Annotated in this window: 23 protein-coding genes; 6 read left to right on the forward strand and 17 right to left on the reverse strand. The window is 58.5% G+C overall.

All coding sequences use genetic code 11. The features are described from left to right. Positions 1-163: 163 nt before the first annotated feature. From hda to JFU37_RS21870, 3 genes are all read right to left on the reverse strand, one after another. On the reverse strand, positions 164-868 hold the full coding sequence (gene hda / locus JFU37_RS21860; RefSeq protein ID WP_157713295.1) for a DnaA regulatory inactivator Hda: 705 nt from the start codon (positions 866-868) through the stop codon (positions 164-166). A 230-nt stretch (positions 869-1,098) separates the two neighbouring features. Next, positions 1,099-2,172, reverse strand: coding sequence for an AI-2E family transporter (locus tag JFU37_RS21865; protein ID WP_201118647.1), 1,074 nt, complete (start codon positions 2,170-2,172; stop codon positions 1,099-1,101). A gap of 48 nt (positions 2,173-2,220) precedes the next feature. Then, complete coding sequence (locus tag JFU37_RS21870; RefSeq protein WP_201118650.1) at positions 2,221-3,249, reverse strand: DUF2066 domain-containing protein; 1,029 nt, start codon at positions 3,247-3,249, stop codon at positions 2,221-2,223. 382 nt (positions 3,250-3,631) lie between these two features. Here JFU37_RS21870 and purM point away from each other — a divergent pair, with 382 nt between their 5' ends. Genes purM through JFU37_RS21885 form a run of 3 tightly spaced genes read left to right on the forward strand, consistent with a single transcriptional unit; the run spans position 3,632 to position 6,062 of the window. Beyond that, positions 3,632-4,690, forward strand: a complete 1,059-nt coding sequence (gene purM / locus JFU37_RS21875; protein ID WP_201118653.1) for a phosphoribosylformylglycinamidine cyclo-ligase — start codon at positions 3,632-3,634, stop codon at positions 4,688-4,690. After that, on the forward strand, positions 4,690-5,340 hold the full coding sequence (gene purN, locus JFU37_RS21880) for a phosphoribosylglycinamide formyltransferase (protein ID WP_201118656.1): 651 nt from the start codon (positions 4,690-4,692) through the stop codon (positions 5,338-5,340). Before purM ends, purN begins: the two co-directional genes overlap by 1 nt. 8 nt (positions 5,341-5,348) lie before the next feature. Then, complete coding sequence (locus JFU37_RS21885) at positions 5,349-6,062, forward strand: DUF3108 domain-containing protein (protein WP_201118658.1); 714 nt, start codon at positions 5,349-5,351, stop codon at positions 6,060-6,062. 64 nt (positions 6,063-6,126) lie between these two features. Here JFU37_RS21885 and JFU37_RS21890 read toward each other — a convergent pair whose 3' ends face one another. Further along, positions 6,127-7,305, reverse strand: a complete 1,179-nt coding sequence (locus JFU37_RS21890) for a trans-sulfuration enzyme family protein (protein WP_201118661.1) — start codon at positions 7,303-7,305, stop codon at positions 6,127-6,129. Next, positions 7,302-8,678 carry a pyridoxal-phosphate dependent enzyme gene (locus JFU37_RS21895; RefSeq protein ID WP_201118664.1) on the reverse strand — a complete coding sequence of 459 codons (1,377 nt, stop codon included), beginning with the start codon at positions 8,676-8,678 and terminating at the stop codon, positions 7,302-7,304. The genes JFU37_RS21890 and JFU37_RS21895 overlap by 4 nt, the downstream gene beginning before the upstream one ends. 265 nt (positions 8,679-8,943) lie before the next feature. Between JFU37_RS21895 and JFU37_RS21900 the strand changes: the two genes are divergently transcribed. Together JFU37_RS21900 and JFU37_RS21905 are read left to right on the forward strand one after the other, a co-directional pair. After that, positions 8,944-9,360 carry an OsmC family protein gene (locus JFU37_RS21900; RefSeq protein ID WP_201118667.1) on the forward strand — a complete coding sequence of 139 codons (417 nt, stop codon included), beginning with the start codon at positions 8,944-8,946 and terminating at the stop codon, positions 9,358-9,360. A gap of 61 nt (positions 9,361-9,421) precedes the next feature. Then, entirely contained in the window at positions 9,422-10,282 is an 861-nt protein-coding gene (locus tag JFU37_RS21905) for a pirin family protein (protein ID WP_201118669.1), read from the forward strand. Positions 10,283-10,374: 92 nt separating this feature from the next. Here JFU37_RS21905 and JFU37_RS21910 read toward each other — a convergent pair whose 3' ends face one another. The 4 genes from JFU37_RS21910 to JFU37_RS21925 form a co-directional block, all read right to left on the reverse strand. After that, positions 10,375-11,103: a dienelactone hydrolase family protein gene (locus tag JFU37_RS21910; protein ID WP_201118671.1), complete on the reverse strand. Its 729-nt coding sequence runs from the start codon at positions 11,101-11,103 to the stop codon at positions 10,375-10,377. A 212-nt stretch (positions 11,104-11,315) separates the two neighbouring features. Then, the gene (htpG, locus tag JFU37_RS21915; protein WP_201118673.1) at positions 11,316-13,220 is read right to left on the reverse strand and encodes a molecular chaperone HtpG; all 1,905 of its coding nucleotides are present in this window, start codon (positions 13,218-13,220) and stop codon (positions 11,316-11,318) included. Positions 13,221-13,283: 63 nt separating this feature from the next. Further along, on the reverse strand, positions 13,284-13,751 hold the full coding sequence (locus JFU37_RS21920; protein WP_201118675.1) for a PaaI family thioesterase: 468 nt from the start codon (positions 13,749-13,751) through the stop codon (positions 13,284-13,286). After that, positions 13,748-14,224, reverse strand: coding sequence for a PaaI family thioesterase (locus JFU37_RS21925; RefSeq protein WP_201118677.1), 477 nt, complete (start codon positions 14,222-14,224; stop codon positions 13,748-13,750). The genes JFU37_RS21920 and JFU37_RS21925 overlap by 4 nt, the downstream gene beginning before the upstream one ends. A gap of 158 nt (positions 14,225-14,382) precedes the next feature. Here JFU37_RS21925 and JFU37_RS21930 point away from each other — a divergent pair, with 158 nt between their 5' ends. Then, on the forward strand, positions 14,383-14,616 hold the full coding sequence (locus JFU37_RS21930) for a hypothetical protein (RefSeq protein ID WP_201118679.1): 234 nt from the start codon (positions 14,383-14,385) through the stop codon (positions 14,614-14,616). Between the two features lie 67 nt (positions 14,617-14,683). Here JFU37_RS21930 and JFU37_RS21935 read toward each other — a convergent pair whose 3' ends face one another. From JFU37_RS21935 to JFU37_RS21970, 8 genes are all read right to left on the reverse strand, one after another. Next, positions 14,684-15,085, reverse strand: coding sequence for an MAPEG family protein (locus JFU37_RS21935; RefSeq protein WP_201118682.1), 402 nt, complete (start codon positions 15,083-15,085; stop codon positions 14,684-14,686). Beyond that, on the reverse strand, positions 15,085-15,822 hold the full coding sequence (locus tag JFU37_RS21940) for a DUF599 domain-containing protein (protein ID WP_201118684.1): 738 nt from the start codon (positions 15,820-15,822) through the stop codon (positions 15,085-15,087). Before JFU37_RS21940 ends, JFU37_RS21935 begins: the two co-directional genes overlap by 1 nt. Positions 15,823-16,048: 226 nt before the next feature. Further along, the gene (gene brnQ, locus JFU37_RS21945) at positions 16,049-17,362 is read right to left on the reverse strand and encodes a branched-chain amino acid transport system II carrier protein (RefSeq protein WP_201118687.1); all 1,314 of its coding nucleotides are present in this window, start codon (positions 17,360-17,362) and stop codon (positions 16,049-16,051) included. Between the two features lie 394 nt (positions 17,363-17,756). Continuing rightward, entirely contained in the window at positions 17,757-18,638 is an 882-nt protein-coding gene (gene sucD / locus JFU37_RS21950; RefSeq protein WP_027922418.1) for a succinate--CoA ligase subunit alpha, read from the reverse strand. Continuing rightward, complete coding sequence (sucC, locus tag JFU37_RS21955) at positions 18,638-19,804, reverse strand: ADP-forming succinate--CoA ligase subunit beta (RefSeq protein ID WP_008148602.1); 1,167 nt, start codon at positions 19,802-19,804, stop codon at positions 18,638-18,640. The genes sucD and sucC overlap by 1 nt, the downstream gene beginning before the upstream one ends. 198 nt (positions 19,805-20,002) lie before the next feature. Then, the gene (gene lpdA, locus JFU37_RS21960; RefSeq protein ID WP_201118690.1) at positions 20,003-21,439 is read right to left on the reverse strand and encodes a dihydrolipoyl dehydrogenase; all 1,437 of its coding nucleotides are present in this window, start codon (positions 21,437-21,439) and stop codon (positions 20,003-20,005) included. A 102-nt stretch (positions 21,440-21,541) separates the two neighbouring features. After that, positions 21,542-22,762, reverse strand: a complete 1,221-nt coding sequence (gene odhB, locus JFU37_RS21965; protein ID WP_010456848.1) for a 2-oxoglutarate dehydrogenase complex dihydrolipoyllysine-residue succinyltransferase — start codon at positions 22,760-22,762, stop codon at positions 21,542-21,544. 42 nt (positions 22,763-22,804) lie between these two features. After that, a complete protein-coding gene (locus JFU37_RS21970) occupies positions 22,805-25,636 on the reverse strand; it encodes a 2-oxoglutarate dehydrogenase E1 component (RefSeq protein ID WP_201118693.1) in 2,832 nt (943 codons plus the stop codon). Positions 25,637-25,817 lie beyond the last annotated feature (181 nt).

Genomic DNA, 25,817 nt, shown 5'->3' on the forward strand with positions numbered 1-25,817 from the left:
TCAACCTCATTTGCAAATTCAATCGATCTTTATGTGACTTTTCGGTTTCGCGTTTTCATCTAAGCGCTAAAGCCCCATTTAGACACTTGCGCGTCCTACGCCCTGTAGGAAAGCGGGCTTTTTGGCGCCTGAAATCTGCCAAAAACCTTGTAGGCCCTAGGTTTTACCAGCCCAGCGTCTCTTTTAGAAACGGGATGGTGAGCTTGCGCTGGGCTTGAAGAGAGGCCTGATCGAGACGCTCAAGCAACTCGAAAAGTGCACTCATGCTGCGGGTGCCGCGAGTCAAAATAAAATGCCCGACTTCATCGGTCAGGTGCAGGCCACGACGCGATGCGCGCAGTTGCAATGCCCGCAACTTGTCTTCGTCGGAAAGCGGCCGCATCTGAAAGATCAGCGCCAGGGTCAAACGAGACTTGAGGTCCGCCAACTTCACCGGCAATTCACGCGGGGAGGTCGAAGCGGCAATCAGCAGACGCCGACCGCTGTCACGCAGACGATTGAACAGATGGAACAGCGCCTCTTCCCAATCCGCCCGCCCGGCGACTGCCTGCAAATCATCCAGGCAGACCAGTTCGTATTGTTCGAGGTTATCGAGGATTTCGGTGCCGCGATCCAGCAGCTCAGCCAGCGGCAGATACACCGCCGGCTCCCCGAGTTGCTCGAAGCGCAGGCAAGCCGCCTGCAACAAGTGGGTACGCCCTACCCCGTCCTTGCCCCAGAGATAAATCAGGCTTTCGGTCCAGCCGGCGTCGGCTTCGCATAGCCGCTCGACATAGCCGAGTGCTGCGGCATTGGCGCCTGGGTAGTAATTGATAAAGGTAGCGTCATCACGCAGACGCACACCTAGGGGCAGCTGAATCGGTTTCATGCTGACTGAACAGTTCCAACGGAACCGTTAGTGGCCTCTGTGTAAAGTTTGCGAAGTTTATACCCGTGACGCGGGTCGCACAATGCGACAGACCACAAGCAAAATCAAAGGTTTGCGTTAACACACTGGTTTTATGACAGTTTCTTTGCCGGCGCATGTGACAGCTGCACGCAAGAGGCGGGCCCACCTGCTGTCGAACCGGGCTGCCCGCCACGCATTGTCAACGCACGTTAGAGCTGCGGCTCGTCGACGCCACTGTACATATCAGAATCTTTATACAAATCATGCACATGGCGCACCAGCACCATGATCACCGCCGCTACCGGCAGCGCCAGCAGGATTCCGGTAAAACCGAATAGCTCGCCACCCGCCAGAATCGCGAAAATCACTGCCACCGGGTGCAAACCGATCCGGTCACCCACCAGCAATGGGGTCAGCACCATGCCTTCCAGCGCCTGGCCGACCATGAACACCGCGATGATGCCGATCATGGGATACAGGTCCCCGCCAAACTGGAACAGACCGGCAATCAATGCCGCGCCGATGCCGATGACGAACCCCATGTACGGCACGATCGCCGCCAGACCGGCAATGAGACCGATCAACAGCCCCAACTCCAACCCAACCAGCATCAGGCCCGCCGCGTAAATCACACCCAACGCCAGCATCACCAGCAACTGTCCGCGTACGAACGCTCCCAGCACCTCATGGCATTCACCCGCCAGGGAGACCGCACGCTTTTCGCGATCCCGGGGCAGCAGGCTGCGGATCTTGGCCATCATCACGTCCCAGTCCCGCAGCAGATAGAAACTGACCACGGGAATCAGCACCAGATTCGCCAGCCAACCAATCAACGCAAGACCGGAAGCCGTCGCCTGGCTCAGCACCACACCGACAATGTCCGAAGTCTGACCCATGTGCTCGCTGATCGCCGCCTTGAGCTTGTCGAATTTCCAGAAGTTATCCGATAACCCAAACTTCGATTGCGCCCACGGCAACGCGGTGTGTTGCAACCAGTCAAGCATCTGCGGCGCCAGCTCATACAACCGAAAGAGCTGCCTGGCGAGCATCGGCACCAACACCAGCAGCAGCGTCGTCAAGATCAGGGTGAACAGCGCAAACACTGCGATGACGCCCCAGGTCCGTGACAACCCGGCCCTTTCCAGCCGATCCACCAGTGGATCGAACAGATAGGCCAACAGCAGGGCGACCAGAAACGGTGTCAGGATCGGATGCAACAGCCAGACAAACGCGCAGAGCAGGACGACCCCACCCAACCAGAACCAACGCCGCGTATCGGCCATGAACCACTCCTGCTTCTGCACTTATATAAAAGGAAGGAAAAAAAGAATCTACCAGTGGAAACGCAACTGTGGCGTCGGCGCAGTGGCTGGCGCTACAGCCGGGGCCGTCGCGGCCGGCGCCTGACCGGCCGGCACCTCTTGCAACTTCGCCAGCGACAACTGCGACCGCAATTGCTCGGCACTGCCATTGACCCGATACAGAATGCGGTCGCCATCAACACTTTGCAGACGCGCACCAAACGGCTCCAGCAAACGCCCGAGCGCGGCATAGTGCTCCAGGTTCATGCCCTGCACCTCCAGCAATTGCTCGCCCGTAGCGCCTGCCTTGACCACAAACCGCGGCGCCAGACGCTGACTGACCGCCAGCATCACCGCATCGGCCACAGCGGCCTGATCCGCGCCCTGCACGCTCCCCGCTTCCTTCTGATCGCCCAGCCACAAATGCCATTTAGCCTGCCACTGACCACCCTCTTCGCGGGCATGCACCGCCAACAAGGCATCAGCGTTGTAACGTTCCGAGGCGCCGCGCAGTGGCGCCGCGTCCGTCCCTTCAAGGTTCGGCGCGGTGGCGACCAGTTGCTCACTCAAGTCCGCCAGTGGCAGACGCAATGGCAAACCACGGTGTTGCGCCGCTCGGCGCAGCGGCGCAGCGCTGGCCTGGCCATCGCCTACCAGGCTCGAGCCCTCGGTGGAATCGTTCAGCCACCAACCGAGTATCGACGGCCGATTAGCGCCCCACAGCGACAGCCCGGCACGCCGCAACGCTTGTTCGGTGGTCGCCGGATCGAAATCGACTTTCAGCACTTCCGGCGGGCCGGCGTCAAAGCCGTACTGACTGATGATTTGCTGCGGATCTTTGCGTACGGCCGCCAGACCCGGGCTTTGCGCAGCCTTGGGATCGCCGGTCAGGCGCAGGACCAGCGTATCCAGCGCACGCTGCGTCGCTTGATCACGCTCCTCCTGCGACTGACTGCTGACAGGCTCGCGAACCTGATAAAGACCTTTGACGGTTTCGGCATGGCTCGCCAGGCTGAAAAATGACAAACAGCCCACAAACATGAATTTACACAAACGCATGGAGGATTCCTGACGACAAGAGCGGCTGGAACAGACCGCATGAAGATGATCGGGCAAGGCTGTGACCACATCCTTGCGCAAAACATTCATACGATCACTGGAAGTTTTCGCACTGTCATAACGATAGACGGTTAATAGCGATACCTTATACAGCCATGCAAGACGCCACTCACACGGGCAATATCAATTTTTTTTATGCGATATGCCCCTGCCGTCGGCGTGAGGATGGCCGCTGCCCCTCAAGCCTGATAAAATCGCGCGCCTTCGCAGACCGGCAACAGCCGGGCACCCTGAAATATGCGCTCGGCACTCGTCCTCGTATGTTTCGGCGGTCCCACTGGACTCGGTCGTTACCCCTGAATCCCCCCTAAAGGCCTGGATCATGAGCAAGCAACCCTCCCTGAGCTACAAGGACGCCGGTGTAGACATCGACGCCGGTGAAGCATTGGTCGAACGCATCAAGAGCGTCGCCAAGCGCACTGCGCGCCCGGAAGTCATGGGCGGCCTGGGCGGTTTCGGCGCCCTCTGCGAAATCCCGGCCGGCTACAAGCAGCCTGTGCTGGTTTCCGGCACTGACGGCGTCGGTACCAAGCTGCGCCTGGCGCTGAACCTGAACAAGCACGACAGCATCGGCATCGACCTGGTTGCCATGTGCGTGAACGACCTGGTGGTCTGCGGCGCCGAGCCGCTGTTCTTCCTCGACTACTACGCCACCGGCAAACTGAACGTCGAAACCGCGACCCAGGTCGTCACCGGTATCGGCGCTGGCTGCGAACTGTCCGGCTGCTCCCTGGTCGGCGGCGAAACCGCTGAAATGCCTGGCATGTACGAAGGCGAAGACTACGATCTGGCCGGCTTCTGCGTCGGCGTCGTGGAAAAGTCGGAAATCATCGACGGTTCCAAAGTCGCTGCCGGCGACGCACTGCTTGCCCTGCCGTCTTCGGGCCCGCACTCCAACGGCTACTCGTTGATCCGCAAGATCATCGAAGTCTCCGGTGCAGACATCGAAAACATCCAGCTTGAAGGCAAACCGCTGACCGACCTGCTGATGGCCCCAACCCGTATCTACGTGAAGCCGTTGCTCAAGCTGATCAAGGAAACCGGCGCCGTCAAAGCCATGGCCCACATCACCGGTGGTGGCCTGCTCGACAACATCCCGCGCGTTCTGCCAAAAGGCGCTCAAGCGGTGGTTGACGTTGCAAGCTGGACCCGTCCTGCCGTGTTCGACTGGCTGCAAGAGAAAGGCAACGTCGACGAAAACGAAATGCACCGCGTCCTGAACTGCGGCGTCGGCATGGTCATCTGCGTGGCTCAAGAGCACGTCGAAACCGCGTTGAACGTGCTGCGTGAAGCTGGCGAGCAACCTTGGGTCATCGGCCAGATCTCCACCGCGGCTGAAGGCGCGGCCCAGGTTGAACTGAAGAACCTTAAGGCGCACTAATGTCCGCCACCTGTAATGTCGTGGTGCTGTTGTCCGGCACCGGCAGTAATTTGCAGGCCTTGATCGACAGCACGCGGACCGGCAACAGCCCGGTCCGCATCGCTGCGGTGATTTCCAACCGCGCCGACGCCTATGGCCTGCAACGCGCCAGGGACGCGGGTATCGACACCCGCACCCTGGATCACAAGGCATTCGAAGGCCGCGAAGCCTTCGATGCCGCGCTGATCGAACTGATCGACGCTTTCAATCCCAAGCTCGTGGTACTGGCTGGCTTCATGCGCATTCTCAGCGCTGACTTCGTGCGCCACTATCAGGGTCGCCTGTTCAATATCCATCCCTCGCTGCTACCCAAATACAAAGGGTTACACACGCATCAGCGCGCGCTGGACGCCGGCGATACTGAACACGGCTGCTCCGTGCATTTCGTCACCGAGGAACTCGATGGCGGACCACTGGTCGTACAGGCAGTAATACCGGTAGAGTTGCACGATTCGCCGCAGAGTCTGGCGCAGCGGGTCCACGTTCAGGAACACCTGATCTACCCGATGGCCGTACACTGGTTTGCCGAAGGTCGTTTATCACTCGGTGAACAAGGTGCTTTACTGGATGGTCAGTTACTTGCGGCCAGCGGCCACTTGATTCGAACCTAGGAGATTTTATGCGTCGTGCCCTGCTCTTCGCTTGCGCTCTGCTCGCCCTGCCCTTTGCGCAGGCGGCGGACCTTCAACCCTTCTCCGCCAGCTACACCGCCGACTGGAAGCAACTGCCCATGAGCGGCACGGCTGAACGCAGCCTGACCCAACAAGCCAATGGCGTCTGGAAGCTCAGTTTCAAGGCGTCGATGATGATCGCCAGCCTGACTGAAGAAAGCACCCTGACCCTGGACAAGAACACCCTGCTGCCTCAGTCCTACAACTTTGAACGTAGCGGCCTGGGCAAAGCCAAGAAGTCGAATCTGGATTTCGACTGGACCACCAAGATGGTCACTGGCACGGATCGCGGCGACCCGGTCAAGGTCCCGCTAAACACTGGCATGGTCGACAAATCCACTTATCAACTGGCCTTGCAGCACGACGTCGCCGCCGGCAAAAAAAGCATGAGCTATCAGGTAGTCGACGGCAACGACGTCGATACCTACGATTTCCGCGTGCTGGGCTCGGAAAAAGTCGAGACCAAGGCTGGCAACATCGATGCGATCAAGGTCGAGCGTGTACGCGACCCGACACAAAACAAACGCATCACCGTGCTGTGGTTTGCCAAGGACTGGGATTACCTGCTGGTTCGTTTGCAACAGGTTGAGACTGACGGCAAGGAGTACAACATCATGCTCCTCGACGGTACGGTCAACGGCAAGCCTGTCAAAGGCAGCTGATCCGGATCGACACCAAAATCCGGAATCTGATAAGGATTCCGGATTTTTTTATGCCTGTTGCCATTCAAATCCGCGCCAATGCCTGGGCCAGGTCGGCACGCAGGTCTTCGACATCCTCGACCCCCACCGACAAACGCACCAGTGCATCGCCAATCCCGAGCTGCGCGCGGGTGTCTGCAGGAATAGTCGCGTGCGTCATGATCGCCGGGTGTTCGATCAGGCTTTCCACACCGCCCAGGCTCTCGGCCAAGGCGAAGATCTGCATGCTCTCGAGGAAACGCTTGGCGCCCGCCAGGTCGCTGTTCAAATCGAGCGAAATCATCCCGCCAAAACCGCGCATCTGCCGCATCGCCAGTTGGTGCTGCGGGTGCGACGGCAGGCCCGGATAGTAAACGCGCGCCACCTGCGGCTGATGCTCCAGCCATTGCGCCAGTTCCAGCGCGTTGCTGCAGTGGCGTTCCATGCGCAGCGCCAGTGTCTTCACCCCGCGTAAGGTAAGGAAAGCGTCGAACGGCCCGGCGATAGCCCCCACCGCGTTCTGCAGGAAGCCCAGGCGCTCGCCCAGTTCGACGTTCTGCCCGACCACCGCAATACCGCCGATCACGTCGGAGTGGCCGTTCAGGTACTTGGTCGTCGAGTGCACCACGATATCGAAGCCCAACTCCAGCGGACGTTGTATCCACGGGCTGGCAAAGGTGTTGTCGGCCACACAGAGGATCCCTCGATCGCGACAGATGCGCGCGATAGCCGCGAGGTCAGTCAGACGCAGCAAAGGATTGCTGGGCGTCTCGACACAGACCATTCGCGTGTCGTCCTGCAGCGCCGCCTCGAAGGCCGACAGGTCAGTCAGATCGACGAAACTGAAGCGATGCCCGGCGCTGCGCCGCCGCACCTTGTCGAACAACCGGAAAGTACCGCCGTACAGGTCATTGCCGGACACAATATGCGCGCCCGTGTCGAGCAGTTCGAGCACCGTGGAAATAGTCGCCAGCCCCGAAGCAAAGGCGAACGCCCGCGTGCCGCCCTCAAGGTCCGCCACGCAACGCTCCAGCGCAAAGCGCGTCGGATTGTGCGAGCGCCCGTAGTCGAAGCCCTTGTGCACACCGGGGCTCTGCTGCAAAAAGGTGGAGTTGGCGTAAATCGGCGGCATCAGCGCCCCGGTGGTCGGGTCCGGCGACTGTCCGGCATGGATCACCCGGGTGGCAAAGCCACGTGGCGCAGCGGTTTCATCGTGTTGACTCATGTCAGCGATCTCCGTAAGTGATTGAGCATGTCGACTCGAGTAATCAAGCCGTGGAAGCCCGAGGCATCGGCGATGATCGCCACCAGCCCCCGGTCGAGCTCCGCCCGTAGTTCAGCCAGGCTGGCGCCGGGAGGCAGGGTTTGCAGTTTGTCGGTCATTGCGCTGGCGACGGTCAGGCGGAAGTGCGAAGGGTCTTCCTGCATGCCGAGCAGAATATCGGATTCGTCAATTACACCGACCAGCCGCTGTCCGCCCACCAGCACCGGCAATTGCGACACATCCGCCAGGCGCATGCGCTGGAAGGCCGTGAGCAGCGTGTCGTCCGGGCCCACGCTGATCACCCGCCCATCCTCGAAGCGCCGCGCGATCACGTCACGCAGATCGCCATAAGGCTTACGCGCAAGCAATCCCTGATCGTTCATCCACTGATCGTTGTAGACCTTTGACAGGTAGCGGGTGCCGGTATCACAGACAAAGCTGACTACCCGCTTCGGCTCGGTTTGCTCGCGGCAGTAGCGCAGCGCCGCCGCCAGCAAGGTGCCGGTCGAAGATCCGCCGAGAATGCCTTCGGCGCGCAGCAGTTGACGAGCATGATCGAAGCTTTCCTCGTCGCTGATCGAATACGCGTGGCGCACGCTGGACAGGTCGGCAATCGATGGAATGAAGTCTTCGCCGATCCCTTCGACCGCCCAGGAACCGGGCGTACCGAGCGTGCCGCTGCGGCTGTACTCGGCCATCACCGAGCCGACCGGATCGGCCAGCACCATGGCCAGGTCCGGCTGCACTCGGCGAAAGAAACGGGTCAGCCCGGTCAGCGTGCCGGCCGAACCGACGCCGACGACGATGGCATCCAGATCGTGCTGGGTCTGCGCCCAGATCTCCGGCGCGGTGCTGCACTCGTGGGCCAGCGGGTTGGCCGGGTTGTTGAATTGATCGGCGAAAAAGGCCTCGGGAATTTCCTGCGCCAGCCGCGCCGCGACGTCCTGGTAATAATCGGGGTGGCCCTTGCCGACATCGGAGCGGGTGATGTGCACCTCGGCGCCCATCGCCTTCAGGTGCAAGACTTTCTCGGAGGACATTTTGTCCGGCACCACCAACACCACCCGGTAGCCCTTGGCGCGGCCGACCAGGGCCAGGCCGAGGCCGGTGTTGCCGGCGGTGGCTTCGACGATCGTGCCGCCGGGACGCAGGCGGCCATCACGTTCGGCGGCGTCGATCATCGCCAGGCCGATGCGATCCTTGATCGAACCGCCCGGGTTCTGCGATTCGAGCTTGAGAAAAAGTGTGCACGGGCCAGTATCGAAACGGCTGACACGCACGAGTGGCGTATTGCCGATCAGTTCGAGTACGGCAGGGCGGGAGTCGTTCGGCATGTCTTCACCTCGCGGCAGGAATCCCACTGGATGGACAGCAACCTGCGGCGAGTCATCGCGCGTCAGTCGCAACCTAAGCATCGCTTGGACCATAGGCCGGGATTGGCCCACTCGCAACCGTGCGCAGCCAACCGGTCGCATCGTTGTAATGATTCAGCGTGATCACGACCGGGTTGCAAATAGTGGAACGCCCGTGACGGGGAATGCTCTATAACTTCAAGGTCTTTTTGATCGATGACTTTTCCTACTGCCTACGAGGTTTCCCATGTCCGTCACCGTCAATACCGTCTCCAGCGAAGGTTTTCGTCACAGCGTGCAGATTGATGAACATGAGCTCTTTGCCGATGTGCCTCAATCCGTGGGTGGCGAAGGCTCGGCACCGGAGCCACACGACTACTTCGACGCCGCACTCGGCACCTGCAAAGCTCTGACCTTGAAGATGTATGCCAAGAAGAAAAACATCCCGCTGACGGGCGTTACGGTCGAGGTCAAACGCGACAACAGCGAAGAGCAAAAAGGCAAATATGCGCTGCACGTCAAACTGACGCTCAAGGGCGTGCTCACCGACGCCGAGCGCGAAGAACTGCATCGCGTGGCCGACCGCTGCCCGGTCCACAAGCTGATGACCACCACCGACGTCAGCATTGAAACCCACTTGTCCGAAGGCGCCTTCAGCCAATAGCGGCAAGGGCTACACAAGCGGGTTATGCTCCATGCGTCACCCGCTCAGCCTGGAATGCACCATGAACACTCCGCTCGTGATCCGTCCCCGCACCGAAGATGTCGAAGGCCAGCCGATTCTTCGCCCGTTACCATCAGCCAAATGCCGCAGTGTCGGACCTTTCGTGTTTTTCGACCACATGCTGGAAACCCACTATCCGGCGGGCAAAGGCATGAACATCCGCCAGCATCCGCACATCGGCCTCTCCACCCTCACCTACCTGTTCCAGGGGCAGATCCAGCACAAGGACAGCCTCGGGTCCGATCAGGTCGTGGATGCCGGCGATGTCAGCTGGATGACCGCAGGCAGCGCGATTGCCCATGTCGAGCGCACGCCCGAGGCATTGAAGAACATCGGGTTCACAATGCACGGCTTGCAGATCTGGCTGGCATCGCCCAAGGATCGTGAGCAGGGCCCGGGACACTACAGCCACCATCCAGCCGCCACATTGCCCGTGAGCGATAACCTTGGGGTAAAGATCCGGATGATTGCCGGGTCAGGCTTTTGCCTGGAATCACCGGTGCCGGTGCTTTCTCCTACGTTGTATGCGGAGTTGAACCTGCAAACGGCAACGACATTGCTGATTCCTACCGAACATGAAGAGCGGGCATTGTATGTATTGAGCGGAGAGGTGCAGCTTGAAGGTGAGCCGCTGGAACTGAATTCGTTGGTGGTGCTGCCTGCTGGCGAAGAGATGACACTGTTCGCCGAGAGTGACTGTCATGCCGTGCTGTTTGGTGGGGCGCCGCTGGATGGGCCGCGACGAATCAACTGGAATTTTGTGGCGAGCGATCCGGCAGTGATTGATGAAGCACGGCGACGCTGGGCGGCCGGGGATTGGCCGACGGTGCCGGGGGAAAGTGAGCGGATCGAACTGCCCTAGGGGCAAAGTCAAAAGATCGCAGCCTGCGGCAGCTCCTACACGGACCAATGTAGGAGCTGCCGCAGGCTGCGATCTTTTGATCTTAGGGACTATCAGCCCTTAAACACTTCATCCAGCAAATTATGCATCGACGTAAAGGCCCGAGCGGCCGTCTTCGCGTCATACATCATCTTCCCCGGCACATTCGCATGCGGGTCAGTAAACGAATGCACCGCGCCGCCATAACTCAGCAACTGCCAATCCACCCCCGCCGCATTCATCTCATTTTCAAACGCGGGCAGTTGCTCCTTCGGCACCAGTGGATCAGAAGCGCCGTGCAGCACCAACACCGAGCCTTTGATGTTGTTGGCATCAGCCGGATTCGGTGAGTCCAGTGACCCGTGGAACGACACTGCCGCCTTCACTGGCGCACCCGTGCGGGCCAGGTCCAATGCACAGCAACCGCCGAAGCAAAAACCGAACGTCGCCAGTTTCGAGGTATCGACGGCGGCCTCGCCTTGGCTCTGCAACTGCTCGAATGCCGCCTGCAAGCGCTTGCGCAGCAACGCGCGGTCATTCTTCAGCGGCATCATCGCCGCCCCCGCCTCGTCGCCGTTCTGTGGACGAACCGATTGGCCATAAACGTCCGCGATCAACACCACATACCCCTTGGACGCCACAGACTTGGCGATTTCCTCGGCACCGGCGCTGATACCCATCCAGTTCGGCGCCATCAACAATCCCGGGCGCGGGCCTTTGTGGTCGGCATCGAACGCCAGACGGCTTTCAAAGGACTGGCCATCAAGCTGATAAGCAACTGAACGAACAGTGATTTGACTCATGACTAACTCCCAGTAAAAGACACCAGAACGAAAAAACCCGCCGAAGCGGGTAATGCCTGTCCGTAGGAGCGAGCTTGCTCCGGGCGGCGTTCCGACGATGGACTCAAGAACGCCGCGTTTAGCCAGTAAACACGCGTTATCGTTAACGACCATCGCGAGCAAGCTCGCTCCTACAAAGGCTCACATACGCTTAACTGACCTGTACAACCAAATTAAACCGACAGTTCAACCAGCAGCTTGTTCAGGCGGCGCACGTAGGCGGCCGGGTCTTTCAAGCTGTCGCCGGCGGCCAGGGCTGCCTGATCGAAGAGAATGTGCGACAGGTCGCCGAAGCGTTCGTCGCTCTGCTCGTTGTCGAGTTTCTCGATCAGCGGGTGAGCCGGGTTGAATTCGAAGATCGGCTTCGAATCCGGAACCTTCTGACCGCTGGCTTCAAGGATCTGACGCATTTGCATGCCCAGGTCTTGTTCGCCGATGGCCAAAATCGCCGGGGAATCGGTCAGGCGGTGGGAAACCCGCACTTCAGCAACGGAATCGCCCAATGCCGTTTTCAAACGCTCGACCAGACCTTCTTTGGACTTGGCGACTTCTTCCGCCGCTTTCTTGTCCTCTTCCGAGTCCAGGTTGCCCAGGTCCAGGTCACCGCGCGCCACGTCGACAAAGCTCTTGCCGTCGAAGTCGCTGAGGTAGCTCATCAACCACTCGTCGATACGGTCGGTCAGCAGCAGCACTTCGATGCCTTTCTTGCGGAAGACTTCCAGGTGCGGGCTGTTTTTGACTTGCGCGTAGGTTTCGCCGGTCAGGTAGTAAATCTTGTCCTGCCCTTCCTTGGCGCGAGCCAGGTACTCGACCAGACCCACAACTTGCTCGCCTTCTTCGCCCTGAGTGGACGCAAAACGCAGCAGGCCAGCGATTTTCTCTTTGTTGGCGAAGTCTTCTGCCGGGCCTTCTTTCATGACCTGACCGAAGTTTTTCCAGAAGCCTTTGTATTGCTCAGGCTCGTTCTTCGCCAGTTTTTCCAACATGTCCAGCACACGCTTGGTCAGCGCCGACTTCATGGAGTCGATGATCGGGTCTTTCTGCAGGATTTCCCGCGACACGTTCAGCGACAGGTCATTGGAATCGACCACGCCTTTGATAAAGCGCAGGTACAACGGCAGGAACGATTCGGCTTGATCCATGACAAAAACGCGCTGCACATACAGCTTCAGGCCTTTCGGCGCTTCACGCTGGTACAAATCGAACGGAGCACGGGTCGGCACGTACAGCAGCGAGCTGTATTCGAGCTTGCCTTCGACCTTGTTGTGGCTCCAGCTCAGCGGATTTTCGAAGTCGTGGGCAATATGCTTGTAGAACTCCTGGTATTCCTCGTCCTTGATCTCGGTGCGAGGACGGGTCCACAGGGCGCTGGCGCGGTTGACGGTTTCCCATTCAACGGCCGGCTTCTCTTCACCCTCGGCGGCGGCCACTTCTTTCGGCAACTCGATTGGCAGAGCGATGTGGTCGGAGTATTTCTTGATGATGTTGCGCAGACGCCAGCCATCAGCGAACTCGTCTTCACCGGACTTCAGGTGCAGCACGATGCGGGTGCCGCGGTCGGCTTTCTCAACGGTGGCAACTTCAAAATCGCCTTCACCTTTGGACGACCAGTGCACGCCTTCGCTGGCGGCAGCACCGGCACGACGGCTGAATACATCGACTTTATCGGCGACGATGAAGGCCGAATAGAAACCAACACCGAATTGACCGATCAGGTGGGAGTCTTTCTTCTGGTCGCCAGAGAGGTGTTTCATGAAATCGGCAGTGCCGGATTTGGCGATGGTGCCCAGGTGGGTAATCGCGTCTTCACGGCTCATACCGATGCCGTTGTCTTCGAGGGTGACGGTTTTAGCGTCCTTGTCGAAGCTCACACGGATTTTCAGTTCCGCGCCACCTTCCAGCAGTTCAGGCTTGGACAGGGCTTCGAAACGTAATTTGTCGACAGCGTCAGAGGCGTTCGAAATCAATTCGCGAAGGAAAATTTCCTTATTGGAATACAGCGAATGGATCATGAGGTGCAGCAGTTGCTTCACCTCGGTCTGGAAGCCCAGGGTTTCCTTTTGAGTTTCCACGCTCATAGTCATCAAACTCCAACTTGGATGGCATTGGCCGCGCCCGAAAGGGTTGGCGGCGGGATGTCATCAAGGTTGGGGCTGCGACTCGGATTTCAAGGGCTCTTCAATTTTGAAATGCGCCCGGGCCGTGGCAATGGGCTCGGCTTCGGTGGTCTGCCAGGCCGTAATCGCCACATTGGCGACCCGCCGCCCCTGACGGCAAACCTGGCATCGGGCCCAGGTATCGCGAAACTGCCCCGCGCGCAGGTAGTCGAGGGAGAAGTCGATGATCTTCGGTACGCCCGGCGAGCCCGTGCAAATCAGCAGGTGCAGCGCGGCGGACAGCTCCATGAACCCGGCAATCACCCCCCCATGAATCGCCGGCAATAAAGGGTTACCAATGTTGTCCTTGTTGGCTGGCAGCCGAAACAGCAGCTCATCCCCTACGCGCGAGCAGTCGACGCCAATCAGCTTGGCGTAGGGAAGCAGGTGCAGCAGCGATGCGTAGTCGCCCTTTTCATGCGCCTGTTGCAGCTGCGCCTTGAAGTCGGTCATTTCGCACCTCCGGCGATGACGCCACCAAAGCCTTTTGTGCCTTTGATGGCCGTGCCCATGCGCATGAAGGTGCCCACCACGTGGGCGATGGGTTGCTCGGGATCATCCTGGTAGGCAAAACCCCGGGCAAAGATCACGTCAGTCGTCACCCGGTAGCACTGGGCGAAACCGTAGACATCCTTATGGGGCTCGGCGGCGTGCATATAATCGATCCGCAGGTCGAGGGTCGGGCAGACTTCAAATTCCGGTAACACGCAGAGGGTGGACATGCCGCAGGCCGTGTCCATCAGCGTGGTCAGGGCGCCGCCGTGGATCACGCCGGTTTGCGGGTTGCCAACGATCTGCGGGGTGTATGGCAGAATGACGGTCAGGCCTTCGCTGCTCGCACTGTGAACCCGCAGACCCAGTACCTGACAATGTCGCAGCGCCGACATAAATCGCGTCGCGCGCTCAAAAACGGGGTTTTCCGTCATTTGATAAAAACTCTTCTTAGTATTTGGACATCGCACTAGGCATATTCGGTAAAAGTTCCCGTCGGAATAATCTTATATATTTGAACGAATTGAGGAACTTAACGCTGTGGGCTGTGCTCGAAAGGCCAGTAGATATTTTCCATCAGGAGAAACACCCCATGCGTAAGACTTTAGCTATTGCCTTGATGTTGACCGCTTCCCTCGGTCTCGCAGCCTGCGGTAAAAAATCCGAGGACAAAGCTCAAGATGCTAACCAACATGCTGAACAAGCTCAGCAAGACATGAGCAAAGCTCAGGATAAAGTGAACGACGCTGCGAAAGAAAACGCCGAAGCCGCCAAAGATCAGGCTGAATCGAACGAGGCAGCCGCAAAAGAAGCACCTAAAAACTAAAACAGTTTTTAGCGTGATAAAGAAAACCCGCCAAATGCGGGTTTTCTTTTGTCTGTCATTTGTCCCGTTACAGCAAAATAGTTCTAAAAGTCGGACTAATCATCAGCAGTAACGAACACACTAATCCGACAAACCACACCAGACTCCGCTGCCAGGCCAAATCCCCCCAATAACACAACAAGTAGATGATCCGCGAAATCACAAAGATGATTGCCAGCGCGTCGATCAACCAGCCCGCCGTCTGTGTGGTGTGAGCCATCAACACCCCCACCGCAAACAAAATGAACGCCTCGAAACAATTCTGATGAGCCGCCACCGCCCTGGCGCCTAAGCCCGTCAATTGTGCCTGCTGCTGACGCGGCAAGTGATTGTTGTAACCGCCCTGCTCTTTCATGGCCTTGGCCACCGGCATGCGCGCCACGTATATCAATAAGGCACTGATAAACACACACCAGAACGGAATACTCATCAAGCGGCCTCTTTGTTCGCCTCAGGCAATGGCGCCTCTGTAGGGGTATAGACCATTACATCTAGAACGTCGGAATGAAACTCCCGGCGATACAACACCAGCACGACGCCAGTACTCATCAACATGAACAACCAGGGGCTGACAAACCAGGCCAGCATGGTCATGCCGAAATAATAGGAACGCAGGCCGAAGTTGAACTGGTTAGCGGCCATGGAGATGACACGCGCCGCACGGGCCGCGAAAGCTTTACGCTCCAGCTCGGAGACATGGCGCTCACCGACCATCGGCGCCGAGCCGATCAGGATGGCAGCAAAGTTGTACTGACGCATGCACCAGCTAAACGTAAAGAACGCATAGACGAACACCAGCGCCAGACACAGCAACTTGATCTCCGACATTCCCTGGGACGCCTGTTGCACCATCGGAATGTCCGCCAACAACGAGACCGCCCTTTCGGACGCACCGAGAACGGTGAGAATACCGGCCAGGATAATCAGCGTACTTGAGGCGAAGAACGAGGCATTGCGTTCCAGATTGCCAATCACGCTGGCGTCGGCGATGCGGTTATCGCGTAGCAGCATGCGGCGCATCCAGTCTTCGCGGTACAGATGCAGCACGCTGGCCAGGCACGCGGTGTCGCGGCCCTTCCACGAGGCATATCGGGTGTAACCACCCCAGCAGATGACGAACCAGAGTGCGGCGAGGATGTGAATCAGGTTGGCGTGGATGAACGACATGCAGGTCCTTGTGATGTGTTTAAGGAGTACTAAAATCCTGTGGGAGCGGGCTTGCTCGCGAAGAGGGCCTTTCAGGCAACATCTCTATTGAATGTTAAGCCCCCTTCGCGAGCAAGCCCGCTCCCACATTTGATCTTCGTATGCCCATAAAAAATGCCCCGTATCGATTGATACGGGGCATTTCTGTACGTGCTCAAGGCCCGCTTGTGACGGACCTTGCAGCGGCTTAAGCCAGCGCTTCTTCGCGCTTGCCCAGCAGACGATCGCAGGCCACCGCGACCACCAGTGTCATGACCGACGGCACCAGCCATGCCAGCCCCTGCTCGCTCAGCGGCAGGTGTGACAGCTGAGTCGGCATCCAGCCCGCCAGACCCGCGCCCTTGAGGGCGTCGATCAGGCCGAAAAGGAACGATACCAGCATCACCGGACCGACAATGCGGCCTTGCTCATGCCAGAAGTCCTTACAGAAGCTCAACGCCACCAGGGCAATGCACGGCGGGTAAATAGCGGTCAGTACCGGGATCGAGAACGCAATCAGCTTGGTGAGGCCCAGGTTGGACACCAGCAAGGAGAACGCTGCCAGGATAATGACCAGCGTCTTGTAGGACAGTGGCAGCACGCGGCTGAAGTATTCAGCGCAGGCGCACGTCAGACCCACCGCAGTGACCAGGCAGGCCAGCGAGATCAACACCGCCAGAAAACCGCTGCCCAACGAGCCGAAGGTGTGTTGCACATAAGCGTGCAACACCGCCGCGCCATTGGTGGCACCCGCTGCAACTTCGTGACTGCCCGAACCGAGCCGGAACAGGCTGACGTAAACCAGCGCCAGACCGACGCCGGCAATCAATCCGGCAATGATCGCGTAACGGGTGATCAACGCTGGTGAATCGACGCCACGGGAGCGGATGGCGTTGACGATAACAATGCCGAACACCAATGCGCCCAGTGTATCCATGGTCAGGTAACCATTGATAAACCCTTGGGAGAACGGCGCCGCCACGTATTCCGGGGTCGCCACGCCGATGTCACCAGCCGGCAAGGCAAATGCTGCGATACCGAGCGCGGCCAGGGCGATGATTTTCAGCGGCGCGAGAAAACGTCCTACGGTGTCCAGCAAACGGCCCGGGTAGAGCGAGATGAAGAACACCAGCAGGAAGTACACCGAGCTATAGAGGAACAGCGCCAGCGGGCTCTCGCCAGTCAGCGGCGCCAGACCTACTTCGAAGGATACCGTTGCGGTACGCGGTGTCGCGAACAGCGGACCAACGGCGAGGTAGCACGCGGCGGCCAGTAAACCACCGGCGACTTTACCGATCGGGCTGCTCAACGCATCCATTGCGCCACCGACCTTGGCCAGTGCAACTACGGTGATCACCGGCAATCCGACCGCCGTGATCAGAAAACCCAGCGCCGCCATCCAGACATGAGGTCCGGACTGCAAACCGACGATAGGCGGGAAGATGATGTTGCCAGCCCCGACAAACAGGGCAAACGTCATAAAACCAAGTGCCAGGATGTCCTGGCCTTTCAACACTTTCATTAAGGAAATACCACACTACTGAATCGGAATTTAGAGAGGGATTTCCCTTAGGGGTGAGGGAAATGCTGTCGGCCCGTATAGGACTGACCCTTTAGCGCGACGCGTCCTTGTGGGACGCAGACGCAAAAATGGCGGCTAGCCTAACGAATTTGGGTGAAAAACGCACTGTTAGAGGGCGAACTATCCGATACGCGACATCTTCGTGTCGCGTTTACATATTAAAAATGCATCGTTTGTAGGAGCGAGCTTGCTCGCGATGGACGTTAACGATTACGCGTGCAACTGGTTGTCCGCGTTTCCCTTACGTTCATCGCGAGCGAGCTCGCTCCTACAGACGCACAAAGGCCACCCGAAGGTGGCCTTTGTTTGGTGAAGCGTGAATTAAGCGCGAGGCTTACTTCATCGCCCAACCGGTCAGCTCGGACAACGCCTTGCCGATGTCTGCCAGCGAACGCACGGTTTTAACGCCTGCGTCTTCCAGGGCAGCAAACTTCTCGTCTGCAGTGCCTTTGCCGCCAGAGATGATTGCGCCAGCATGGCCCATGCGCTTGCCCGCAGGGGCAGTCACACCAGCGATGTAGGAAACAACCGGCTTGGTCACGTGTGCCTTGATGTAGGCAGCCGCTTCTTCTTCAGCCGAACCGCCGATCTCACCGATCATGACGATCGCTTCGGTCTTCGGGTCTTCCTGGAACAGCTTCAGGATGTCGATGAAGTTCGAGCCTGGGATCGGGTCACCGCCGATGCCGACGCAAGTCGACTGACCGAAACCGGCGTCAGTAGTCTGCTTCACAGCTTCGTAGGTCAGGGTGCCGGAACGGGAAACGATACCGACCTTGCCTGGCAAGTGAATGTGACCTGGCATGATGCCGATCTTGCATTCGCCTGGAGTGATCACGCCTGGGCAGTTAGGACCGATCAGGACTACGCCCAGCTCGTCGCACTTGACCTTGGCATCCAGCATATCCAGGGTAGGAATGCCTTCAGTGATGCAAACGATCAGCTTGATGCCGCCGAAGGCTGCTTCCAGGATGGAGTCCTTGCAGAAAGGAGCTGGAACGTAGATCACGCTGGCGGTGGCGCCAGTGGCAGCTACAGCGTCTTTCACGGTGTTGAACACTGGCAGACCCAGGTGCTCGGTGCCGCCTTTGCCCGGCGTTACGCCACCGACCATCTTGGTGCCGTATTCGAGGGCCTGCTGGGTGTGGAAACTACCTTGCGAACCGGTAATACCCTGGCAGATAACTTTGGTGTCTTTATTGATCAGGACGCTCATTATTTGCCCTCCGCAGCTTTAACGACTTGTTGAGCAGCGTCGGTCAGGCTGGTAGCAGCGATGATGTTCAAACCGCTTTCTGCCAGTACTTTAGCGCCCAGCTCAGCGTTGTTGCCTTCAAGGCGAACAACAACCGGGATTTTCACGCCGACTTCTTTCACAGCGCCGATGATGCCTTCGGCAATCATGTCGCAGCGAACGATGCCGCCGAAGATGTTGACCAATACTGCAGCGACGTTAGTGTCGGACAGGATGATCTTGAACGCTTCGGTAACGCGTTCTTTGGTAGCACCGCCGCCCACGTCGAGGAAGTTGGCTGGTTTGCCGCCATGCAGGTTGACGATGTCCATGGTACCCATGGCCAGGCCAGCACCGTTGACCATGCAACCGATGTTGCCTTCCAGTGCTACGTAGTTCAGTTCGAACTTGGCAGCGTGCGCTTCGCGCGGATCGTCTTGCGACGGATCGTGGAAAGTCTTCAGCTTAGGCTGACGGTACATGGCGTTGGCGTCGATGTTGATCTTGGCGTCGAGGCAATGCAGATCGCCGTCAGCCTTGATCACCAGCGGGTTCACTTCCAGCAGGGCCAGGTCGTGATCCTTGAACAGCTTGGCCAGACCTACGAAGATCTTGGCGAACTGAGCAACTTGCTTGCCTTCCAGACCCAGCTGGAATGCCAGCTCGCGCCCCTGGAATGGCTGAGCGCCAACCAGTGGATCGATAGTGGCCTTGAGGATTTTCTCAGGGGTGTCGTGAGCGATTTTCTCGATGTCCACGCCACCTTCGGTGGAAGCCATGAACACGATGCGACGGCTCGAACGGTCAACGACAGCGCCCAGGTACAGCTCTTTAGCGATATCAGTGCACGATTCAACCAGGATCTTGGTGACTGGCTGACCATTGGCGTCTGTCTGGTAAGTCACCAGACGCTTGCCCAGCCACTGCTGTGCGAATGCCTTGGCGTCTTCTTTGCTGCGAACCAGCTTAACGCCGCCCGCTTTACCGCGACCACCAGCGTGGACCTGGGCTTTGACAACCCACTCGGTACCACCGATTTTGTCGCAAGCTTCTGCTGCTGCTTCCGGAGTGTCTACTGCGAAACCCTGGGATACTGGCAGGCCGTATTCAGCGAACAGCTGCTTACCCTGATACTCGTGAAGATTCATGCTTATTACCGTCTTCGTTAGGTACTGCGCATTCGGTGCTGCACTTGTTCAAGTGCCGCACCACCTGTGACTGCTGCTTGCGTAGCCTTTCCGGACAACCGGTGCAGCTACGCAAGACTGCGTCCAGCGGATATTCCGCGGTGAGACTTGCATGCAAGGCTCACGACGGGCCAAACCGCCGTGGTTTCTTATTGTGTCTTAACGCTTCTTGCGGTTGGCAATGTGGATGGCGCCGCCATTCACAGCCAGAGCTGCTTCGTGCAAGGCTTCGGACAGGGTCGGATGGGAGAAAACCATCATGCCCAGGTCTTCAGCGCTGGTGCCGAATTCCATACCGATCGCGCCCTGCTGAACCAGTTCTGCAGCGCTCGGGCCAATCACGTGGACGCCCAATACGCGGTCAGTCTTGGCATCAGCAATGACTTTCACGAAACCGCCGGTGTCGTTGGCTGCCATGGCACGGCCACTGGCTGCGAACGGGAAGGTGCCAACGTTAACTTCAACGCCTTCAGCCTTCAAGGTCTGCTCGGTTTTGCCGACCCACGCGATTTCCGGGTGAGTATAAATAACAGACGGGATCAGGTCATAGTTGATTTGGGCTTTGTGGCCCTTGATGCGCTCAACCACCATGATGCCTTCTTCGGACGCCTTGTGCGCCAGCATCATGCCGCGAACCACGTCACCGATCGCGTAAACGCCCGGAACGCTGGTCGCGCACTGGTCGTCAACGAAAACGAAACCGCGCTCGTCGATCGTCACACCGCTGTCAGCTGCCAGCAGTTCGGTGGTCACTGGACGGCGACCAACGGCAACGATCAGCTTGTCGAACGTGATGTTCTGTTCGCCATTGGCATCGGTGTAGTTCACAACAACTTCGTTGCCGTTCACTTTGGAACCGGTGACGCGAGCGCCCAGCTTGATGTCCAGACCTTGTTTGGTCAGGGTCTTGTAGGCTTCTTTGGAAACGGCGTCGTCAGCGGCTGGCAGGAACTTCTCCAGCGCTTCCAGAACAACCACTTCAGAACCCAGACGCGACCAGACCGAACCCAGTTCCAGACCGATAACGCCAGCGCCGATCACGCCCAGACGCTTAGGTACGGATTGGAATTCCAGCGCGCCAGTCGAATCGACGATCACGTTCTGGTCAACCGGAGCCGGTGGAATGTCGATCGGACGCGAGCCCGAAGCCAGAATCACGTTCTCGGCTTCGATGATTTCGACGGTGCCGTCCGGCTTGGTCAGTTCAACTTTCTTGCCAGCCAGCAGTTTGCCGTGGCCTTGCAGGGAAGTGACGCCGTTAGCCTTGAACAGGGTTGCAACGCCAGAGGTCAGGCCTTTGACGATGTTGGCTTTACGGCCAACCATTGCAGCCACGTCCATGGTCACGCCAGCGTGATTGATACCGTGGATTGCGAAGCCTTCTTTGGCTTCCTTGTACTTCCAGGAGCTGTCCAGCAGCGCCTTGGATGGAATGCAGCCGACGTTCAGGCAAGTACCGCCCAGAGCCAGTTTGCCTTCCTTGTCGGTGTACTTCTCGATGCAGGCAGTCGTCAGGCCAAGCTGCGCTGCTTTGATGGCAGCTACATAGCCGCCAGGGCCCGCACCGATCACTACTACGTCAAATTTCTGCGACATTCAAAAAATCCTCTTTTGGCAAGCTTGAAGCCGCGAGCGGCAAGCCCAAGCGAAAGCCCGAAAGGCTTGCCGCTTGAAACTTGCAACTCACAGCTGCTTCTATCAGATATCCAGCAGCAAACGAGCCGGGTCTTCCAGCAGGTTCTTGATGGTAACCAGGAAGGTCACAGCTTCTTTGCCATCGATCAAACGGTGATCGTAGGACAGAGCCAGGTACATCATCGGACGGATAACAACCTGACCGTTGATCGCCATAGGACGCTGCAGAATGTTGTGCATGCCCAGGATTGCCGCTTGCGGCGGGTTGACGATCGGGGTCGACATCATCGATCCGAAAGTACCACCGTTGGTGATGGTGAAAGTACCACCGGTCATTTCGTCCATCGACAGTTTGCCGTCACGCGCCTTCTTGCCGAAGGTGGCGATGCCGCCTTCGATTTCAGCCAGGCTCATCAGTTCGGCGTTACGCAGAACCGGTACAACCAGACCGCGGTCGCTGGAAACAGCCACACCGACGTCAGCGTAGCCGTGGTAAACGATGTCCGCACCGTCGATCGACGCGTTGACAGCCGGGAAGCGTTTCAGCGCTTCGGTGGCAGCCTTGACGAAGAACGACATGAAGCCCAGGCGCACGCCATTGTGGGACTTCTCGAACAGGTCCTTGTACTTCGAACGCAGGGCCATGACTTCGGTCATGTCGACTTCGTTGAAAGTGGTCAGCATGGCCATGTTCGATTGCGCTTCAACCAGACGCTTGGCAACGGTGGCCCGCACGCGGGTCATCGGTACGCGCTTCTCGATGCGATCGCCAGCAGCGAACACCGGCGCAGCAGCGGCAGGAGCAGCAGCCTTGGCAGGTGCGGCAGCCGGAGCGGCTTTCTTGGCAGCAACAGCAGCTACCACGTCTTCCTTGGTCACACGACCGCCTTTGCCAGTGCCGGCAACGGAAGCGATGTTGATGCCGTTCTCTTCAGCCAGCTTGCGAGCAGCCGGTGCAGCGACAGGATCGTCTTCGCCTTCGGCAGCCGGAGCAGCGGCCTGTGCAGCAGCCGGAGCAGCGGCAGCGGCTGGAGCGGCAGCAGCACCGCCCGCTTCGATGGAGCCCAGGACTTCGTCGGACAGAACGGTGTCGCCTTCGTTCTTGACGATAGCGCCCAGTACGCCGTCGGCAGTCGCCAACACTTCCAGCACAACCTTGTCGGTTTCGATGTCGACGATCAGGTCATCACGCTTGACGGCGTCGCCCGGTTTTTTGTGCCAGGTGGCAACGGTGCCATCGGCAACCGATTCCGGGAAGGTGGGGGCTTTGATTTCGATAGCCATTATCTGTGGGTCCTTAAATTCGGTTTCAGGTGCGCGAAGGCGTTAAACAGTAAAGGCGTCTTGCAGCAGTTTTTCCTGCTGCTCAGCGTGCATCGATGCATAACCACAAGCAGGTGCAGCGGAAGCATCACGGCCGGCGTATTCGAGTACGAGCGACTTGTTGTGATTGCCAACGATGCGGCGCATGTGGTGCTGGCTGCAGTACCAGGCACCCTGGTTCATCGGCTCTTCCTGACACCAAACGATATGTTTGAGGTTGGTGTACGGAGCCAGGACTTCATTCAAGTCGTCCTCAGGGAATGGGTACAGCTGCTCAAGACGCACGACGGCGATATCGTCACGGCCTTCGGCACGGCGTTTTTCCAGCAGGTCGTAGTAGACCTTGCCGCTACACAGAACAATGCGCTCGACCTTTTTCGGGTCTTGAGCATCGATTTCCGGGATAACGGTCTGGAACGAACCTTCGGCCAGATCTTCCAGCGTCGAGATGGCCAGCTTGTGGCGCAGCAGCGACTTCGGCGTCAGGACTACCAATGGTTTGCGCAGCGGGCGAATCACCTGACGGCGCAGCAAGTGGTAGATCTGAGCCGGCGTTGTCGGCAAGCACACCTGAATGTTGTGCTCGGCGCACAGCTGCAGGTAACGCTCGAGACGAGCCGAGGAGTGCTCTGGCCCCTGACCTTCATAACCGTGCGGCAGCAACATGGTCAGACCGCACAGACGGCCCCACTTGTGCTCGCCACTGGTGATGAACTGGTCAATAACCACCTGGGCACCGTTGGCGAAGTCGCCGAACTGGGCTTCCCAGATAACCAGCGCATTTGGCGTGGTGGTCGAGTAACCGTACTCAAAAGCCAGCACCGCTTCTTCGGACAGGAACGAGTCGTACAGGTCGAAACGTGGCTGACCGTCATACAGATGCTGCAGCGGGATGTAGCTGCTAGCGTCTTTCTGGTTGTGCAAGACAGCATGACGGTGAGAGAACGTACCGCGGCCGATGTCCTGGCCAGTCATGCGAATCGGGTGACCTTCGAACGCCAGGGTCGCGTACGCCATGGTTTCGGCGTAACCCCAGTTGATCGGCAGGCCGCCGGCTTGCATTTTCTGGCGATCTTCGTAGATCTTGGCAACCTGGCGCTGAACCACGAAGCCTTCCGGAATTTCCAGCAGCTTGGCAGACAGTTCCTGCAAGGTTTTCAGGTCGAAGCGGGTGTCGTGACGCGCAGTCCAGGCGTGGCCCAGGTACGGACGCCAGTCCACGAACAATTCTTTGTTCGGCTCTTTGACCAGGCTTTTCACTACGTGCAGACCGTTGTCCAGCGCGTTGCGGTATTCATCGATCTTCGCCTGAACACGCTCTGCGTCCAGCACACCACTTTGCGTCAGACGATCGGCATACAGCTCACGGGTCGTGCGCTGCTTGGCGATCTGCTGATACATCAAAGGCTGCGTGCCGCTTGGTTCGTCAGCCTCGTTGTGGCCGCGACGACGGTAGCAGAACATGTCGATGACCACATCGCGCTTGAACTGCATGCGGTAGTCAATGGCCAGCTGGGTCACGAACAATACAGCTTCCGGATCATCGCCATTCACATGGAGGATCGGCGCCTGGATCATTTTCGCAACGTCGGTCGCGTACTCGGTGGAGCGGGCGTCCAGCGGGTTGCTGATGGTGAAACCGACCTGGTTGTTGATCACGATGTGCACGGTGCCGCCGGTTTTGAAACCGCGGGTCTGCGACATCTGGAAGGTTTCCATCACCACGCCCTGACCGGCGAATGCCGCGTCACCGTGGATGGAGATCGGCAGGACCTTCTCACCGGTAGCGTCGTTACGACGATCCTGACGGGCGCGAACCGAACCTTCGACCACTGGAGAAACGATTTCCAGGTGGGACGGGTTGAACGCCATGGCCAGGTGAACTTCACCGCCGGCGGTCATCACGTTGGACGAGAAGCCCTGGTGATATTTAACGTCACCGGAACCCAGCTCGACCTTCTTCTTGCCTTCGAACTCGTCGAACAGCTCGCGCGGGTTCTTGCCGAAGGTGTTGACCAGCACGTTGAGACGACCACGGTGGGCCATGCCGATGACGATTTCCTTGGTGCCGTAGGAACCGGAACGCTGGATCAGCTCGTCGAGCATCGGAATCAGGCTCTCGCCGCCTTCCAGGCCGAAACGCTTGGTACCCGGGTATTTGGTCCCCAGGTATTTTTCCAGGCCTTCGCCGGCGGTGACGCGCTCGAGCAGGTGGCTCTTGATGTCGGCGGAGTACGTCGGACGGCCGCGCACGCTTTCCAGACGCTGCTGGAACCACTGGCGCTGCTCGGAATCGGTGATATGCGTAAATTCAGCGCCGATGGTGCGGCAATATGTCTGCTGCAACGCTTCGTGAATTTCGCGTAGGCTCGCTTCCTCTTTGCCGATGAACAGGTCGCCGGCACGGAAGGTCGTATCAAGATCGGCATTGGTCAAGCCGTAATGATTGATCGACAGGTCTGCAGGTGCAGGACGCTGCCACAGCCCCAGCGGGTCAAGCTGGGCTGCCTGGTGGCCACGCATACGGTAGGCCTGGATCAACCGCAGCACTTCAACTTGCTTCTTTTCGTGCTCACTGCTCACGCTTCCGGCGGAAACCGGTTGGGCGCGGCGCTGGTTCTTTGCCAGCAAGACGAAATGATCGCGAATTGTGGAGTGCGAAACATCGGTGGCAGTGTTGCCGTCAGCAGGCAACTTCTGGAAGTAGGTGCGCCACTCTTCTGGCACAGCGTTAGGGTCGTGCAGGTAGAGCTCGTAGAGCTCTTCCACATAGGCAGCGTTACTACCGGATAGGTAGGCGCTGTTCCACATGCGCTGCATCACGCTTTCTTGCATGCTTGGTCACCCTCGGTTAGGGGAACACCACCGGCGTCGACACCGAGCACGCTTGCAGAAGTCCGAATGCAGCGACCAAAACAAGCCACTAGGATCACGCTGATAGTCCGGGTACCAGCCCGGATGCCCCTGCTTGTCTCATTTCTTCAAAATAAGAGCCGCAGCTTTATGGGCTGCTGCT

The organism is Pseudomonas sp. TH41, from assembly GCF_016650695.1.
Classification (GTDB): Bacteria; Pseudomonadota; Gammaproteobacteria; order Pseudomonadales; family Pseudomonadaceae; genus Aquipseudomonas.

Coding starts and splice junctions, on each gene's coding strand:
- sucD (WP_027922418.1), bottom strand. CDS start 18,638: ATGAGCGTCCTGATCAATAAAGACACCAAAGTTATCTGCCAGGGTATT.
- JFU37_RS21910 (WP_201118671.1), bottom strand. CDS start 11,103: ATGAGTCAAATCACTGTTCGTTCAGTTGCTTATCAGCTTGATGGCCAG.
- odhB (WP_010456848.1), bottom strand. CDS start 22,762: ATGGCTATCGAAATCAAAGCCCCCACCTTCCCGGAATCGGTTGCCGAT.
- JFU37_RS21870 (WP_201118650.1), bottom strand. CDS start 3,249: ATGCGTTTGTGTAAATTCATGTTTGTGGGCTGTTTGTCATTTTTCAGC.
- JFU37_RS21885 (WP_201118658.1), top strand. CDS start 5,349: ATGCGTCGTGCCCTGCTCTTCGCTTGCGCTCTGCTCGCCCTGCCCTTT.
- JFU37_RS21925 (WP_201118677.1), bottom strand. CDS start 14,224: ATGACGGAAAACCCCGTTTTTGAGCGCGCGACGCGATTTATGTCGGCG.
- sucC (WP_008148602.1), bottom strand. CDS start 19,804: ATGAATCTTCACGAGTATCAGGGTAAGCAGCTGTTCGCTGAATACGGC.
- JFU37_RS21905 (WP_201118669.1), top strand. CDS start 9,422: ATGAACACTCCGCTCGTGATCCGTCCCCGCACCGAAGATGTCGAAGGC.
- JFU37_RS21865 (WP_201118647.1), bottom strand. CDS start 2,172: ATGGCCGATACGCGGCGTTGGTTCTGGTTGGGTGGGGTCGTCCTGCTC.
- JFU37_RS21895 (WP_201118664.1), bottom strand. CDS start 8,678: ATGCCGAACGACTCCCGCCCTGCCGTACTCGAACTGATCGGCAATACG.
- JFU37_RS21930 (WP_201118679.1), top strand. CDS start 14,383: ATGCGTAAGACTTTAGCTATTGCCTTGATGTTGACCGCTTCCCTCGGT.
- JFU37_RS21890 (WP_201118661.1), bottom strand. CDS start 7,305: ATGAGTCAACACGATGAAACCGCTGCGCCACGTGGCTTTGCCACCCGG.
- JFU37_RS21970 (WP_201118693.1), bottom strand. CDS start 25,636: ATGCAAGAAAGCGTGATGCAGCGCATGTGGAACAGCGCCTACCTATCC.
- JFU37_RS21920 (WP_201118675.1), bottom strand. CDS start 13,751: ATGACCGACTTCAAGGCGCAGCTGCAACAGGCGCATGAAAAGGGCGAC.
- JFU37_RS21935 (WP_201118682.1), bottom strand. CDS start 15,085: ATGAGTATTCCGTTCTGGTGTGTGTTTATCAGTGCCTTATTGATATAC.
- JFU37_RS21900 (WP_201118667.1), top strand. CDS start 8,944: ATGTCCGTCACCGTCAATACCGTCTCCAGCGAAGGTTTTCGTCACAGC.
- JFU37_RS21940 (WP_201118684.1), bottom strand. CDS start 15,822: ATGTCGTTCATCCACGCCAACCTGATTCACATCCTCGCCGCACTCTGG.
- htpG (WP_201118673.1), bottom strand. CDS start 13,220: ATGAGCGTGGAAACTCAAAAGGAAACCCTGGGCTTCCAGACCGAGGTG.
- purM (WP_201118653.1), top strand. CDS start 3,632: ATGAGCAAGCAACCCTCCCTGAGCTACAAGGACGCCGGTGTAGACATC.
- brnQ (WP_201118687.1), bottom strand. CDS start 17,362: ATGAAAGTGTTGAAAGGCCAGGACATCCTGGCACTTGGTTTTATGACG.
- lpdA (WP_201118690.1), bottom strand. CDS start 21,439: ATGTCGCAGAAATTTGACGTAGTAGTGATCGGTGCGGGCCCTGGCGGC.
- hda (WP_157713295.1), bottom strand. CDS start 868: ATGAAACCGATTCAGCTGCCCCTAGGTGTGCGTCTGCGTGATGACGCT.
- purN (WP_201118656.1), top strand. CDS start 4,690: ATGTCCGCCACCTGTAATGTCGTGGTGCTGTTGTCCGGCACCGGCAGT.